Annotated in this window: 17 protein-coding genes and 2 tRNA genes; 7 read left to right on the top strand and 12 right to left on the bottom strand. The window is 53.6% G+C overall.

Translation table 11 applies throughout. The features are described 5' to 3' along the window. Nucleotides 1-65: 65 nt before the first annotated feature. The 4 genes from SIB41_RS02060 to SIB41_RS02045 all read right to left on the bottom strand — a co-directional run bounded on the left by SIB41_RS02060 (nucleotide 66) and on the right by SIB41_RS02045 (nucleotide 2,712). Nucleotides 66-560 (bottom strand): YajQ family cyclic di-GMP-binding protein, encoded by a 495-nt coding sequence (locus tag SIB41_RS02060; protein ID WP_413361320.1) that lies wholly within the window; start codon nucleotides 558-560, stop codon nucleotides 66-68. An 89-nt stretch (nucleotides 561-649) separates the two neighbouring features. Continuing rightward, nucleotides 650-934, bottom strand: a complete 285-nt coding sequence (locus tag SIB41_RS02055; RefSeq protein WP_413360063.1) for a hypothetical protein — start codon at nucleotides 932-934, stop codon at nucleotides 650-652. A 289-nt stretch (nucleotides 935-1,223) separates the two neighbouring features. Beyond that, nucleotides 1,224-1,568 carry a hypothetical protein gene (locus tag SIB41_RS02050; protein ID WP_413360061.1) on the bottom strand — a complete coding sequence of 115 codons (345 nt, stop codon included), beginning with the start codon at nucleotides 1,566-1,568 and terminating at the stop codon, nucleotides 1,224-1,226. A gap of 229 nt (nucleotides 1,569-1,797) precedes the next feature. After that, the gene (locus SIB41_RS02045; RefSeq protein ID WP_063400128.1) at nucleotides 1,798-2,712 is read right to left on the bottom strand and encodes an SPFH domain-containing protein; all 915 of its coding nucleotides are present in this window, start codon (nucleotides 2,710-2,712) and stop codon (nucleotides 1,798-1,800) included. 112 nt (nucleotides 2,713-2,824) lie between these two features. Between SIB41_RS02045 and SIB41_RS02040 the strand changes: the two genes are divergently transcribed. Further along, nucleotides 2,825-3,268, top strand: a complete 444-nt coding sequence (locus SIB41_RS02040; RefSeq protein WP_413360057.1) for an NfeD family protein — start codon at nucleotides 2,825-2,827, stop codon at nucleotides 3,266-3,268. A 2-nt stretch (nucleotides 3,269-3,270) separates the two neighbouring features. Here the strand turns inward: SIB41_RS02040 and SIB41_RS02035 are convergent, their stop codons facing one another. The 3 genes from SIB41_RS02035 to ebsA form a co-directional block, all read right to left on the bottom strand. Next, complete coding sequence (locus SIB41_RS02035; protein WP_041374719.1) at nucleotides 3,271-3,789, bottom strand: DNA recombination-mediator protein A; 519 nt, start codon at nucleotides 3,787-3,789, stop codon at nucleotides 3,271-3,273. Nucleotides 3,790-3,820: 31 nt separating this feature from the next. Beyond that, nucleotides 3,821-4,921: a phosphotransacetylase family protein gene (locus tag SIB41_RS02030; RefSeq protein WP_413360055.1), complete on the bottom strand. Its 1,101-nt coding sequence runs from the start codon at nucleotides 4,919-4,921 to the stop codon at nucleotides 3,821-3,823. A gap of 101 nt (nucleotides 4,922-5,022) precedes the next feature. Next, the gene (gene ebsA, locus SIB41_RS02025; protein WP_413360053.1) at nucleotides 5,023-5,334 is read right to left on the bottom strand and encodes a type IV pilus biogenesis protein EbsA; all 312 of its coding nucleotides are present in this window, start codon (nucleotides 5,332-5,334) and stop codon (nucleotides 5,023-5,025) included. A 20-nt stretch (nucleotides 5,335-5,354) separates the two neighbouring features. Here ebsA and SIB41_RS02020 point away from each other — a divergent pair, with 20 nt between their 5' ends. Then, nucleotides 5,355-6,125, top strand: coding sequence for an SDR family oxidoreductase (locus SIB41_RS02020; RefSeq protein WP_413360050.1), 771 nt, complete (start codon nucleotides 5,355-5,357; stop codon nucleotides 6,123-6,125). A gap of 16 nt (nucleotides 6,126-6,141) precedes the next feature. Here SIB41_RS02020 and map read toward each other — a convergent pair whose 3' ends face one another. After that, nucleotides 6,142-6,981: a type I methionyl aminopeptidase gene (gene map, locus SIB41_RS02015; RefSeq protein ID WP_011130674.1), complete on the bottom strand. Its 840-nt coding sequence runs from the start codon at nucleotides 6,979-6,981 to the stop codon at nucleotides 6,142-6,144. 623 nt (nucleotides 6,982-7,604) lie between these two features. Here map and rplS point away from each other — a divergent pair. The 5 genes from rplS to gltX all read left to right on the top strand — a co-directional run bounded on the left by rplS (nucleotide 7,605) and on the right by gltX (nucleotide 10,177). Beyond that, on the top strand, nucleotides 7,605-8,003 hold the full coding sequence (gene rplS / locus SIB41_RS02010) for a 50S ribosomal protein L19 (RefSeq protein ID WP_370521001.1): 399 nt from the start codon (nucleotides 7,605-7,607) through the stop codon (nucleotides 8,001-8,003). A 63-nt stretch (nucleotides 8,004-8,066) separates the two neighbouring features. Further along, a tRNA-Trp gene (locus SIB41_RS02005) sits at nucleotides 8,067-8,139 on the top strand. A gap of 36 nt (nucleotides 8,140-8,175) precedes the next feature. Beyond that, entirely contained in the window at nucleotides 8,176-8,364 is a 189-nt protein-coding gene (locus SIB41_RS02000) for a hyperconserved protein Hcp (RefSeq protein WP_006043540.1), read from the top strand. Between the two features lie 281 nt (nucleotides 8,365-8,645). After that, nucleotides 8,646-8,719 (top strand) — tRNA-Asp (locus SIB41_RS01995). Nucleotides 8,720-8,746: 27 nt separating this feature from the next. Continuing rightward, entirely contained in the window at nucleotides 8,747-10,177 is a 1,431-nt protein-coding gene (gene gltX, locus SIB41_RS01990; protein WP_413360048.1) for a glutamate--tRNA ligase, read from the top strand. On the opposite strand, the gene SIB41_RS01985 is transcribed toward gltX, so the two are convergent. Genes SIB41_RS01985 through wecB form a run of 4 tightly spaced genes read right to left on the bottom strand, consistent with a single transcriptional unit; the run spans nucleotide 10,127 to nucleotide 13,310 of the window. Further along, complete coding sequence (locus SIB41_RS01985; RefSeq protein ID WP_011130677.1) at nucleotides 10,127-11,392, bottom strand: cation:proton antiporter; 1,266 nt, start codon at nucleotides 11,390-11,392, stop codon at nucleotides 10,127-10,129. The genes gltX and SIB41_RS01985 overlap by 51 nt on opposite strands. Further along, nucleotides 11,382-11,627 (bottom strand): hypothetical protein, encoded by a 246-nt coding sequence (locus SIB41_RS01980; protein ID WP_413360046.1) that lies wholly within the window; start codon nucleotides 11,625-11,627, stop codon nucleotides 11,382-11,384. Before SIB41_RS01980 ends, SIB41_RS01985 begins: the two co-directional genes overlap by 11 nt. After that, on the bottom strand, nucleotides 11,627-12,274 hold the full coding sequence (locus SIB41_RS01975; RefSeq protein ID WP_413360044.1) for a DUF1643 domain-containing protein: 648 nt from the start codon (nucleotides 12,272-12,274) through the stop codon (nucleotides 11,627-11,629). The genes SIB41_RS01980 and SIB41_RS01975 overlap by 1 nt, the downstream gene beginning before the upstream one ends. Then, nucleotides 12,198-13,310, bottom strand: a complete 1,113-nt coding sequence (wecB, locus tag SIB41_RS01970; protein ID WP_413360042.1) for a non-hydrolyzing UDP-N-acetylglucosamine 2-epimerase — start codon at nucleotides 13,308-13,310, stop codon at nucleotides 12,198-12,200. Before wecB ends, SIB41_RS01975 begins: the two co-directional genes overlap by 77 nt. Between the last annotated feature and the right edge of the window lie 63 nt (nucleotides 13,311-13,373).

Below are 13,373 nucleotides of genomic sequence, written 5' to 3'. Positions count from 1 at the left end.
AATACTTAAACAAAGAATTTTACTATCAGTATTATACACACATCAACATTCACAAGAATATTTCATTATCGATAATTTTCAAACTGAAGCGGCACATCTAAATCATCTTCCTTGCTTTTGACTAACTGAATCGCTGCTTGCAGATCATCCTTGTTTTTGCCGGTGATCCTCAAACTCTCTCCTTGAATCGCCACGGTCACCTTCTTGAGCTCATCGCGCACGGACTTGCTCAACTTCTTGGCGAACTCCTGGCTTAAACCCTTGCGCAGCTTCACCACCTGCTTCACCCGGCTGCCACCAACCGCCTCCGGCGTCTGAAAATCGAAGATCTTGAGCGAGAGGTTTCGTTTGGTGGCCTTAGCTCGCAGCACGTCCTCCACCGCCTTCAACGTCATATCGCTGGCAGTAGTGATCAACACTTCGCTCTGTGTTAACTCGATCTCAGTATTTGAATCCTTAAGGTCGTAGCGCTGTCCAACATCCCGACGAACCTGATCCAACGCATTCACCAACTCCTGACGATCAAAGTCCGAGACAACATCAAAGGAATAGGTCGCCATATCTAGAAACGGTTCTGAGATCAACCTACCCAACATCTCAGCAAGATCAGGCCCAACTTGGCCTGATCTTGCTCATATGGGCGAAAGGCTCAGGATTCTTTGCGGTTTGCCCCGATAGCGAAGCCTGCAACCAAGCCAATTCCAGCGCCATCCATCCCAGTCATCAACGCAAAACGATGCTGATCGGTCATCTGGCCAACGAAGTGAACACCAGCTGCAATCACTCCAAGTCCGCAGGCAACCACGAGAACCACATCCAAATTCGCGGGCTTCTTGATCAAAGATGAGCCTCCTTCGCTGACCCTGCGGACCTTGGCCTGCGCTTCATCAATCTCCTGCTGGAATTTTTCCAGATCTCTCTTTGAGTCGTCCATCTCAAATCAAGCAAAGGAGGCGTTGGCGGTGCGGAGTTCCGATCGCCCCAGGCGTTGCCAAAAGTGGATCAATCCCTTCACCACTACCTGATACACGGTCCGCTTCTAAACAGAGAACTCTCTACCATCAACCCATTAACGGTATTGACACAGCCTAGAGAACCTTTGTTTTGAGGAACTAAGCATTTTCAGGCCCTAATTAGCGAAAATCCCTTCTCATGGTTCACTCGGTCGTTCTCGGTTACTTGGCCAACATCCAGGCGAAGCGCATGACTGCTGAAAGCGATATTTAAAATGTCTGCCAGAGACAAGAAAGCCTGCGAACTAAGCCCAACAAAACAGCTTTGCATCCTTCAGCCAACTCAATTGAAGCACTAGTGAATCCCCCAGTGATCAGCCTGAGGTTTCCATTGTCCTGGAACCGATTGATCCCCATCACCCGGCCACGCAGAGAGTAGTGACTATTTAGGGATCTGTCATGCGCAAAAACACTGCTCATGGCGCTTCTTTTGCCACTAAGGCAAGTAACAACTACTACATATGGAGATGGCGGGAACTCTCGAACAGGCAGGGTTGAATGGCCCCTCACGATCCAATAACGAGAAAAAGTCCCATCAGCAAGGCCCGGCGTCATCAGCAAGGGCTTTTTTGTTGCTTCTCATGATTTAGATCCTGAAGCAAAGTTCCCTAGCCAACCCTGCTGCAGGATCTAAATCCAGCGCAAGGGATGGCTTCTCTGCTTAAAACTCAAGGCAACCACTACGCACACTCACAAAACAGAACCCTTTGAACCGTATGACCAATAACCCTGACCTAGCCGAGTGCTTAAGAGCTAAACCAGCTAGCGAACAGCCATAACAAACTCAGCTATCTGATTTCTGAAAAGCCTTGAGTGCCGAAAGCAAAGCAGCTGGGCTTTGAGGATCAACCATCAAGACACTTCCTGCTGGTGCAGCAGCCATCTGCTCGCCCATAGCCATCCATTCTTTAGCCAACAAAAGCCTCAAAGCCTCCTCTGCTCTGGGGCTGGCCTCCAAAGCCCGAGCAATCTCCAGGGCGGCTTCCGCCTTGGCGCGAGCAAGGGTTGACTGCTGCTTTGCCTGGGCGTCAGCTTCTAACAACAGGGCTTCCTGCTGAGCGCGAGCATCTAATACCAACGCTTCAGCATGACCACGAGCCTCATTGAGCTGAGCCTCTTTCTCGCCCTCAGAACGAAGAATGGCAGCACGTTTTTCCCGCTCTGCTGTCATCTGTTGTTCCATCGCTTGCTGCACTCCTCGCGATGGAACAATGTCTCGCATTTCCACTCGCGTGACTTTGACCCCCCAGGGATCTGTGGCCTCATCCAACTCCCTGAGAAGGCATTCGTTCACTTCTGTACGGGTGGTAAATGTCTGGTCAAGATCAAGCTTGCCCATCTCGGCTCGGATCTGAGTGAGAACGAGATTCACCATCGCCGCCTGCAGATTATCCACCGAGTAATAAGCACGAGAGTGTTCAAGTAGCTGCCAATACACCACCGCATCCACCTCGATCGAAACGTTGTCACGAGTGATGCATTGCTGAGGAGGAATATCCAAAACTCTCTCCTTCAACGACTCGTAACTGACCACCTTTTCAACCATGGGGAGAACAAAAGAAAGGCCAGGCTGCAGTTCACGATCGAACTTGCCGAGCCGCTCCACCAAGCGCGAGCGTCCACCACTCGTAATTTTGACACTGCCACTTCCCAACAAGGCAACTAGCAAGAGAGCTGGCAAACCAAGAAACGCTTCCACAATGTTCTTCCTGTGTAGGCAAAACCTAGGTCCGTAAACGAACCACGGCAAAGCCCTTCCAAACAGCTTTCTCTTCTCCAAAGTAGATAGAGAAAGCGCTGCACCCTATCCCTTGCCTTCGCCCACCTGGATTCCAATGATCTGGCTCGCCGTAGCTGGCCTACTCCTAGCCATTGAGCTGGCTCAACCGAGCTTCGATGGCCTGATGTTCGCAGCGCTTGGGGCCTTAGTGGTATCGATTTTGACTGCAATCACTCCCATGCCACTGATTTTGCAGATGATCTTCTGCCTGCTGATCACGGTTTTAGGGACTCTCTGGCTGACTCGTTGGTCAGCCCGCCGCAACCCCAGTCCAGATGGGCTTCGCCAACGCGAGGATATCGCCGAAGTTCTGACACCAATCAAAGCTGGAGGAGATGGGCGTGTGCGTTGGCATGGGCAAAGCTGGGCCGCCAGTTCGATCGACCTGGAGACTCCAATAAACGCCGGTGATCAGGTCGTGGTGATGGGCCGTGAAGGCACACAATTACAGGTTCTGCCACTGCCGCGTCGCTGAACTCAATCAAAGAACAAAAGACTCACAACCTTGCCCATATCCTCAGCACTGCGACAACTAGTCAATAACGTCTCACTGTCATGGAAAGCAAAGCAGATCAATTGGTCACAGCGACTGATGATCTCCTGATTGCAAAGACTGCTAGCCATCGGTAACGACAGCTCATCGTGCTCAGGTTTTTCGATGAGATGAAGCACAGAGTCGAGCTGATCGCGAATCTCAGGGGCTTGACGATCAAGGCTCTGGGGAAGCAACACAGTGAGGCAAGAGGCATCCGCCTCCAATACCCCACGGATCACCGCCGCATTCACCCCCTGTGAACCTGAGGTGATCAGAGAATGACCCTCTTGCGCAAGGGAGCGTGCCATCAATTCAACAAGATGTATCGCGACCACCGGCACATGGCGACTGCCAAGCATGGCAATGCGGCGTTTGCCCTTGTCCTGCAAGAGAGCCAGCTCTTGGGCAAGGGTATCGACCCGATCAAGGTCAGGGAGATCCAGAGACTGACTCAAGGACATCCCCATGACGATGGATCGAAGCTAGCAGTGGTCATCGACCCTGCATAGGCAACCCCAGAACATCAAACAAACGGTCCAAGTCACAGTGTTCATCCACCAATCGGAAGGAATAGGTTGCTTTAACGGCCTCATGCAGTCGCACATGACCAAAGGCCTGCTCAATCACTTCCACGGTAGACAGTGTGTCGTGATCCACCTTGAGTAAAGGAACCTCAAGTTCTTCTGCCCTACTAATCAACTGCGGCAAAGGTTGCCCTGCACCAGTGAGGATCAAGCACTGAGTCGAAGCCTCAAGGGCCGCCAACTGAATATCAGTACGGTCAGCACCAGTCACCACAGCCATGTTGCGACGACAACGGAAAAAGTCCATGGCGGAATTCACATTCATGGCTCCGATACTGAGAGTCTCAACCAGAAGCTCAAGTCGCTCAGAGCAACAGATCACCCGGGCTCCTAGGCGCCTAACCAACTCACCCACAGTCACGCTGCGCAAGAGTGGCGAATGGGGCATCACTCCGAACACCGCCAGTCCAAGGGCCTCCAGGGCAGGCACCACATTGGTTTCTAGATCATCAATTTCATCTGGTTTTACCGCATTCAAAACGATGCCCACCAGATGATCTCCAAGCTGCTCCTTCGCCGCTAACAAAGCATCGACACTGCGGCTGTCCTGCCAGAGATGCACCAGCACGACGCGGGCATCCAAGCCATGGGCCAGCTGACCAAGACTGAGACCGTAAAGCAGGCCTTCATGCAAACTACCGGCTGCTTCAAGAATGGTGAGGCCCTGAGCATGAAGATCGAGCTGTTTGCATAGGTCCTCAAATCCTTTGCCAGCATCGATTTGAGACATGGCCAAACGGTGATCAGCCGTTGCCTTTGCCAGAAGATGCAAAGAGGGAATCAGCTGATCCTCAGACAAACCCAGGGTTGCACCAACAAAACGAACATCATCATCAATTAAAGGTTCGGGCAGAGGGGAAACTGCGGGATCCCATTCCACACTCGTGGCCAAAGGCTTCCCAAAGCGAATGGGCTGATTCGCCGCTATCAACTGGCGAGCGAGACCAAGAACCAATGCCGATTTACCACTGAATGGCTCACAAGAGCCAATCAGCAAGGTCTTGCCCATCAGTGGACTCCGTGTTCCTATAGCTGAGCAATTTAGGCGTCACCCACAGACTCTTCAGAACCCAACAGCAGCCACTTCCAGAATCGATTGGGCAGGTCTCCCTACCCCTCAAACTCAGGCCAGTCCATCAACCAATCCACAAGTTGATGCGTAGACACATCAAAGGTGTAGGTCAAAGCTTGGATGTCTGGGAAACACAACTGACAAGAACACAGCTCCAGTGGCGACCTAGCTCCCTGCCAACGAAGAGTGAAGCGATGAACACGACCACCTTGAAGAGGTCGCTCTCCTTTCAATGAGCTCTGAGCCAAGAGCCGCAGGGCTCGCTGCAAATCAGCCTGCCTGGAAAGGCCACCGCAATAGGGTGCAAACAAGGCCAATTGGGCCGCTTCGGAGGGAATTGGCAACGTCAACTTGAAGCTCACAACAAAGGATGCCCCAAGCTGAAGAAATGGGACAGATCACAACTCTCAACAACCATTGGTCAAACTGCCGCATCGGCATCACTGGAGCCAGTGGAAGTCTTGGCAGGGCCCTAACCCAAAAGTTGCGCTCTCGGGGAGCTGTTGTGATCGGATTGACCCATGGACCGATTCCCTCCGCAGAGCCATCAGACGATGCACCCCAGGAATGGGTGCAATGGGAATGCAGCCAAGAAGCATCCCTCAAAAGCACCCTTGTGAGCCTTGACGTGCTCGTGCTCAATCACGGCATCAACCCGCAGGGACGTCAGACACAGAAAGACATCAAAGCGGCTTTAGAGGTGAATGCTCTGAGCAGCTGGCGCTTAATGGAACTCTTTGAAAGCCTCGCCCTCAACGCAGAACCTTCCACACGCCCCCGCGAGCTATGGGTGAACACATCAGAAGCTGAAATCCAACCAGCCCTCAGCCCCACCTATGAAATCAGCAAGCGGTTGATCGGTCAGCTGGTCAGCCTGCGCTGGAACAACCTCACCTCGAATCAACGCAAAGTCTTCAAAATCCGCAAGCTTGTACTTGGCCCCTTCCGCTCAGAGCTCAATCCAATCGGATTAATGTCTGCTGATCTAGTAGCCAGCCAAATTGTTCAACAAGCCGACCTTGGCCTCAATCTGATCATCGTCACCCCCAACCCTCTCACGTATCTACTGATGCCCCTGACCGAACTAGGGCGAATGATTTACTCCCGGTTGTTAGGTAGTGGATCCACAGACAATCAATAACAAGTCGACTCCAGCATTAGTCGCCCCGATCAGTGAGGATGTCGCAGCCATCTGAGGTGACCACGATGGTGTGCTCCCACTGAGCCGAAAGACTGCCGTCTTGAGTCACAACAGTCCAGCGATCTTTAAGTGTGCGGCAAGCCTTACTGCCAGCATTGAGTATCGGCTCGACGGCCAAAGTCATCCCTGAACGCAAAGTGATATTGGGCAGGTCATCCGTGCGGAAGTTGAAAACGGAAGGCTCTTCATGCAAGTTGCGACCCACACCGTGGCCGGTGTAATCCTCCACCACGCTGTAGCCATGAGCCTTGACATGATCCTCAACAGCTCCTGCGATATCAAGAAGAGTGTTGCCGGCTCGAATCTTAGAGAGCCCTGCCATCAAGGATTCTTGGGCCACGCGACTAAGTTTCTGCCCAGATTCAGGCACCTCCCCAACGCAAATGGTGATGCAACTGTCACCGTGATATCCCTCGTAGTAAGCCCCGGTGTCGACTTTGAGAAGATCCCCGGACTTGATCACTCGCTTAGGGCCTGGAATGCCATGCACAACTTCATTGTTGATGCTCGCGCAGATCGAGGCAGGGAAGCCGTGATAGCCCTTGAAACTAGGGGTTGCGCCCATCTCACGAATCCTGCGCTCGGCATAAACGTCAAGATCAGCAGTCGTCTGGCCAGGCTCGGCCATCTCCATGATCTCGCGCAGAACCGTGGCCACGATGTGGCTTGCCTTGCGCATGATCGCCAACTCCCTTGAAGACTTGATTTCCACTCCTCGACGCTGTTGTATTCGAGGCCCTGTAGCCGTTGCGCGCGCCTCTGAAGTTGAGGCCAGCAGATCAGCGAAGAGGTTCATAGGGCTGAAGAAAAACTGATATGAAAAAATCAAATGAACGGTTATCGGCTCTGCCCGACTTCCATCTTTCCATTCGTCACGCTATCAATCTTTGTCCTAGGAACGGCGCGAATGAACCGCTTCAAGCAACCCTGCTAGCCGCATCGCTGGCTTGCTGGGTCCATGAGTGGTGATTTCTTTGCTGATCTCAAGATGACTTCATGAGGCACATATCCCTTGTTGCGTCACTTGCAAGAAATGTCCGATAAACAAAGTCATTGGCTAAGAATGACCACCGTGCATGAAGATGAATGTCCTGCTCCCAAGCTGAGCTAAAGGAGGTTCTACGCCATGCCCTTTAACTGCTATGGATACTGATCACAGGCGCAAGAATGCTGCCGAAGGCTTCCTGACTAAGTGAAATTCCCAGAAAGCTTGTGAGCTGACCCCTCGCAATGGCCAAGCATCGACTAAGGAGCTTTCACCGCCAAGCAATGGCAAAACTACTCAAGGCAAGAATGATCAGCAGGTAGAGTTGTCGTTTGGCTAGTTAACCCGGAGCTGGGATGACGGCGGATTCGAAAGACACCTCCATGAGCGAAGACAACACTGAAACGGCAACAGCAATTGAGAACAGCTCAGCCATGGTGACTGATGTAACAAGCAAAAGTGCCCCAAACGTCAGGCTCAGCCCTGACGCCCTGATCAAAGAGTTCGAGGCCTCACAGCAGAAAAGTGATTTAAATGACATCTACGTGGGAGACACCGTCCGAGTAGGAGTACGCATCAGTGAAGGCAATAAGGAACGGATCCAACCCTATGAGGGTGTTGTTATTGCAAAGCGCCACGGCGGAATTCATGAAACCATCACCGTGCGCAGGATCTTCCAAGGCATCGGTGTCGAGCGTGTTTTCATGCTGCATAGCCCTCAGGTGGCCTCCATCAAGGTGGAGCGGCGAGGTAAAGTGCGAAGAGCGAAGCTTTTCTATCTGCGGGAACGGGTGGGTAAGGCCACCCGCGTGAAGCAGCGCTTCGACCGCTGAGGTTTCGGCCTCGTTCAATCCAAATGCCATCACCTCTGTGATGGTCGACGGGTCCATCGCCTTGCGCCGTTAGTTCAGTTGGTAGAACGCAGGTCTCCAAAACCTGATGTCGGGGGTTCAAGTCCTCCACGGCGCGTCCGATGGCCCATCCTGCAGTTTCCTCGTTCCGAGAATGGAGTTAGATCTTCAACCTGGTGATGTCGTCAAAGTGCTCGAGTCAGCCGCTCTTGGTTGGGTTCGTGCACGCGTCATTCGAGTCAAATCTGGTGGTCGTGTGGTCGTGCAAAGCGATCAGGGACGCGAATTCACAGCCCGCGGGAACCAAGTACGCCTAATCGAACCCGCAGGATTCCGTCCCTAATCAGAGGGACAGTGATTCCAACTTTTCGACTTGCTCTCTATCTGAGTTCCCTACCTGAAACACCACTAGGGATGTCTTTATTTCGTCATCGAGAACAAGCGTCCCAAAAAGCAGATCCGAAGTCTTCAATTTCATTCGAATCGATCCATCCTCAAAAGGATCACAAGACCACCGCCAGCGAGTTGACGGCAGGCAGGGCAGAGGTTGATACTTTCTTGGTCGCATAAGCGACACAGGTCAGCTTCCATGCGGCGAGCTCCCGACTGGACCTGAACTCATCTGGGACCGTAGTTCAATTGGTTAGAGCACCGCCCTGTCACGGCGGAAGTTGCGGGTTCGAACCCCGTCGGTCCCGTTCTTATTCCTAATCCTGAGAGTCATTGTGAAGGTGCGCGTTCGGCTGGCCCCGAGTCCAACAGGCACACTTCACATCGGCACGGCAAGAACGGCAGTTTTCAACTGGCTCTTTGCACGCCATCAGGGAGGACAATTCCTCTTGCGCATCGAGGACACCGACAAAGAACGATCCAAGCCTGAATTCACCACCAACATCCTCGAAGGTCTGAAGTGGCTTGGCCTCAACTGGGATGAACAGCCCATCATTCAAAGCCAGCATGTGGATGACCATCGCGCAGCAATCCAAAAGCTGCTCGATCGTGACCTGGCCTACCGCTGCTACGCCAGCGAGACTGAACTGGAGGCCATGCGAGAAACACAAAAGGCCCAGGGCAAGGCCCCTCGCTACGACAACCGTCACCGAGATCTCAGTCCCGAGCAAGAAGCCGCCTTCCAATCTGAAGGCAGAACTGCCGTGGTGCGCTTCCGTATCGATGATGATGCGGCCATCAGTTGGAAGGACCTGGTGCGCGGTCCAATGCACTGGAAGGGATCAGATTTGGGCGGCGACATGGTGATCTCACGTCGGGCTCCAGCCAAGGAAATTGGCGACCCGCTCTATAACCTTGTTGTGGTGGTTGATGACGCCGCCATGAGTATCTCGCATGTGATCCGCGGCGAAGATCACATCGCAAACACGGCCAAACAAGTGCTGATCTATGAGGCCCTTGGATTACCAATACCTCAATTCGCCCATACCCCGCTCATTCTCAATTCCGAAGGACGCAAACTCTCCAAGCGGGATGGAGTGACCTCGATCAGTGACTTCCAAGCCATGGGATACACAGCCGAAGCTATGGCCAACTACATGACCCTGCTGGGTTGGTCAGTCCCCGAAGGGACTGACGAACGGTTCACTCTTCAGCAAGCTGCAACCGTCTTCAGTTTTGACCGAGTCAATAAAGCAGGAGCAAAGTTTGACTGGGACAAACTCAACTGGCTCAACTCTCAAGTGCTACATGACTTGCCTAAAGATCAACTGTTGCATGAACTCAAACCCTTGTGGTCTAAGGCTGGCTGGGCTCTGCCAGAAGAAAACTGGTGTTTGGATCTAGCCGAGCTGCTTGGACCATCGCTGACACTGCTCAAGGATGGTGTCGATCAAGCTCGCCCTTTTTTCGAAGAACCAACGCTGCAAGCTGATGGCCTGGAACAACTTGCCGTGGACGGAGCCAAGGCAGGCCTTAGCAATCTTCTCGATCAGCTGGATCGCACTTCCTGGGACGGTTTTGATGTCAAGCAAGCACAACAACTGCTAACGAATGCTGCTCAGGCTGCCAACGTCAAAAAAGGTGTGATCATGAAAAGCCTCAGAGCTGCGCTTCTAGGCCGCCTACAAGGGCCAGACCTAATCACAACATGGGGATTACTGGCCAGGATCGGGCAAGACTTGAACAGGCTGCGTCGTTGTCTCTGAGCAGTCGTCTTCGTTTGAATCTTCAGGAGCGATTAAACCCAGGGCCTTGGCCAGCGGCTGGGCCGTGAGGCCTTGAATACCAACTGTCATCAGAATGGTGAGAAAGACCAAACCTTGCAACCGACCGGCTCCTAAAATCCCAGCCTGCTCAAGGCGAATCGCAAACAAAGAGGCCACGGCGGCCGTAACAATCCCACGTGGTGCAAGCCAACCAAGAAACAATCGCTGCCTGAAATCAAGAGGCAAGCCAATCGTCGCCAGGCTTACAGCAACAGGACGCACAACCAACATCAGTACGAGCACACAACTGACCCCCCCCCAGCCAAGCGGACTTAGCTCACCCCAAGAGACATCAGCAGCCAAAAGTGGAAATAACATTGTGATAGCAAGACGGGCCAGCTCCCGGATCAACTCATCGAGCTGATCGGACTGGGTAACAGGCCTGCGACCGACCACCACCCCCGCTGCTACAGAAGCCGGCAATCCCGACTCCGGCAACAACCATTCACAAACTGCGTACAAGAGGAACAACACACCCAAGGTGAGCTGCAACCTCAGCCCTACCGAAGGGTCCGGTTTTAAACGCCGCAATCCCTCTGACAAAAGCCAACCAGCAGCAGCCCCCATCAACACGCCTCCACCCAGGCGGGCCAGCAACCCGAAGGCAACCTCCCGCCAACCATGCAAATCGCCCAGCAATAACTCCAGCAAAAGCAAGGCCAGCACAGCACCCACTGGCTCAAGCACCAATCCCTCTGCCTCAAGGACATCCCCTAGAGGAGAAGCTAAACGGATCTGCTGCACCAACGGGGTCACAACAGTCGGACCAGTAGCCAGCACGATGGCGCTGTAAACCGCTGCCACTGACCAACCCAAACCAGCCAGCCAATGCGCCGCCAACAGACCCGCGGCCAGTGAAATCACTAGTCGGATCAGCAAGATGCGCAGCACCGTTGACTTGATGGTGTCGCCAGGGAGGCGCAGATTGAGACCACCGTCAAAGAGCACAAGGCTCACCAGCAGACCAACGATCGTCTCAAGTCCTTGACCAAGATCTAGCGGTTCAACCAAACCAAGGCCCGATCGACCAATCAGCAGGCCAGATAGCAACAACAGCACCACACCAGGAAGGCCAGAGAGAGCAGACAAAATCCGAGCTCCGGCACCTGCAAAGACGGTGATCCCCCAAAGCAGGCCTAACCGCTCAGGCGTCATCGAGGGCTGCGAACTGAGGTTCCACTCTCACACCGATCACAGCCTCTGGACGCACCCCCAGATACTCTCCATCGAGCTCGCTAAGCGGTACGTTCACGAACCCCCCACTGCCTGAGTCGTTGACGATTCCCTGATACCACTGCTGAAACGTCTCAAGAGTAGGGAAATGAACCTCTTCGGTCTGCCCCCCGGAGAGATGGAGGTACACCGCATAGCGGCGTGGGGTGCGTGTCATCAGTGAACCGTAATGCCAAGGTCCATCAACTCAGGATGGCCGATAGTTGCCCCACTTGCCCAATTGAATGGTCGAAGGACCTCTTTGCCAGGCATGTAAAGGGGATGGCAGGGGTTTCCCTCACGCGTCAAACCAAGCGAGAGAGGGCCGCGAGCATCAGGAATATTGCTGATGCGGTTCTGGCGATGACGCTCCAACAAAGCCTGGACGGCAAGATCACGTCGACGCAAAGTTCCACCGCACCCCCAACCAAACCAAAGGTCCCAATTAGGGCTCTCAGACCACTGGCGTGCCCGAGTCAAAAGCTGATCATCATTTGCATCACCAATCGGATCAGCACAGTGCCTAAGCAGCGCTGGGGATTGACTGATCCGCGCAAATAGATTCACAACAAGAAGGTGTCCATAACCCCAGGAGCGGCAAAACCCCAGCAACCGCCGCAAGGTTGGATCATCCTCTGACGCTGTAGCGGTGGAGGGATTCAAGCCAATGAAAAGCAACGTGCGTTCGCATTGCCCAAGGCTGCGCTTCAACCACCAGCGGTAGTGACCACAAGAACTAAAGGCAGCCTCAGACGCCCAGGAATGCACAACTTGCCTCAAGAATGCGACGGCTGGCCTGACCGTCGCCGAAGGGATTGACAGCACGTGCCATCGCCTCGTAAGCGCTTGAATCATCAAGCAAGGAAGCTGTCTCAGTCACGATCATCTCCGGATCGGTACCAACCAGCCTGGCCGTACCCGCTTCAACAGCCTCTGGTCGTTCGGTGGTCCGTCTCAAAACCAAAACTGGCTTACCCAGTGCAGGAGCTTCTTCTTGGAGCCCACCAGAATCAGTGAGCAGAAGCGTGCAGGCCCTCATCGCAGCAACCAAACGGTCGTAATCGAGAGGCTCGGTGAGTACCACCCTCGGATGGGTCCCCAAAAGGGCCTGCATTGGTTCTCGAACGGTTGGATTGCGATGCAAAGGCAGAAGTAAAGCCGTGTCGGGATGGAGGTCAAGAACCCTTCTGAGGCCCTCGGCTATGTCTTGAAGCCGATCTCCCCAATTCTCCCGTCGATGCACGGTGGCCAAAATGACGCGCTGATGCGCCCAGTCGAGACCATCAAATTCGATAGGCGGCGCCTGCTCAGCCATCAACAAAAGAGCATCAATCACTGTGTTGCCCGTAACAAAGATCTGACCAACAACCCCTGAACTGGTCAGATTGGCTTGAGAGCGAGGCGTTGGAGCGAAATGAAGCTGGGAGATCTGAGAAATCAGGCGCCGGTTTGCCTCTTCAGGAAACGGATCTAACAGGTTGTCTGTGCGCAAACCAGCCTCAACATGACCAACCGGAATCTGCTCATAAAAAGCAGCAAGGGCAGCTGCAAATGCTGTAGTGGTATCTCCCTGGACAAGCACCAGCTGGGGAGGGTAGGCCTTGAATTCATCCTTGAGGCCTTGCAATGCTGCACAGGTCACGTGAGTGAGGGTCTGCAGAGGGGCCATCAGATCGAGATCATGATTGGCTGAAAGACCAAATAGATCCATGACCTGAGCAACCATCTCGCGGTGCTGGCCAGTAAGCACAACTCGAGTCGTCAAAGCGTCACAGGCCTGAAACGCCTGGATCACCGGTGCCAACTTGATCGCCTCTGGACGGGTGCCCAGCACAATCGTGACGCGGGGCAAGCCAGCCATAACAGAAGCAATCTTGAAAGGATCCTAAGAGTGCTTGCTGATCATCAAAAGTGCGCACGGACT

Origin of the sequence: Prochlorococcus sp. MIT 1201 (assembly GCF_047303415.1) — a bacterium.
Taxonomy (GTDB): domain Bacteria; phylum Cyanobacteriota; class Cyanobacteriia; order PCC-6307; family Cyanobiaceae; genus Prochlorococcus; species Prochlorococcus marinus_D.
The sequence above is the reverse complement of the archived record's forward strand: the minus strand, read 5'-3'. Positions and strand labels throughout refer to the sequence as shown.

Excerpts from the sequence above, each read along its gene's own strand:
- SIB41_RS02030 (WP_413360055.1), bottom strand. The coding sequence starts at position 4,921 with ATGGGCAAGACCTTGCTGATTGGCTCTTGTGAGCCATTCAGTGGTAAA.
- SIB41_RS02000 (WP_006043540.1), top strand. The coding sequence starts at position 8,176 with ATGGAGTTAGATCTTCAACCTGGTGATGTCGTCAAAGTGCTCGAGTCA.
- SIB41_RS02060 (WP_413361320.1), bottom strand. The coding sequence starts at position 560 with ATGGCGACCTATTCCTTTGATGTTGTCTCGGACTTTGATCGTCAGGAG.
- wecB (WP_413360042.1), bottom strand. The coding sequence starts at position 13,310 with ATGGCTGGCTTGCCCCGCGTCACGATTGTGCTGGGCACCCGTCCAGAG.
- SIB41_RS01980 (WP_413360046.1), bottom strand. The coding sequence starts at position 11,627 with ATGACACGCACCCCACGCCGCTATGCGGTGTACCTCCATCTCTCCGGG.
- SIB41_RS02050 (WP_413360061.1), bottom strand. The coding sequence starts at position 1,568 with ATGACGCCGGGCCTTGCTGATGGGACTTTTTCTCGTTATTGGATCGTG.
- SIB41_RS02020 (WP_413360050.1), top strand. The coding sequence starts at position 5,355 with ATGCCCCAAGCTGAAGAAATGGGACAGATCACAACTCTCAACAACCAT.
- map (WP_011130674.1), bottom strand. The coding sequence starts at position 6,981 with ATGAACCTCTTCGCTGATCTGCTGGCCTCAACTTCAGAGGCGCGCGCA.
- SIB41_RS02055 (WP_413360063.1), bottom strand. The coding sequence starts at position 934 with ATGGACGACTCAAAGAGAGATCTGGAAAAATTCCAGCAGGAGATTGAT.
- rplS (WP_370521001.1), top strand. The coding sequence starts at position 7,605 with ATGGTGACTGATGTAACAAGCAAAAGTGCCCCAAACGTCAGGCTCAGC.
- SIB41_RS02035 (WP_041374719.1), bottom strand. The coding sequence starts at position 3,789 with ATGTCCTTGAGTCAGTCTCTGGATCTCCCTGACCTTGATCGGGTCGAT.
- SIB41_RS01985 (WP_011130677.1), bottom strand. The coding sequence starts at position 11,392 with ATGACGCCTGAGCGGTTAGGCCTGCTTTGGGGGATCACCGTCTTTGCA.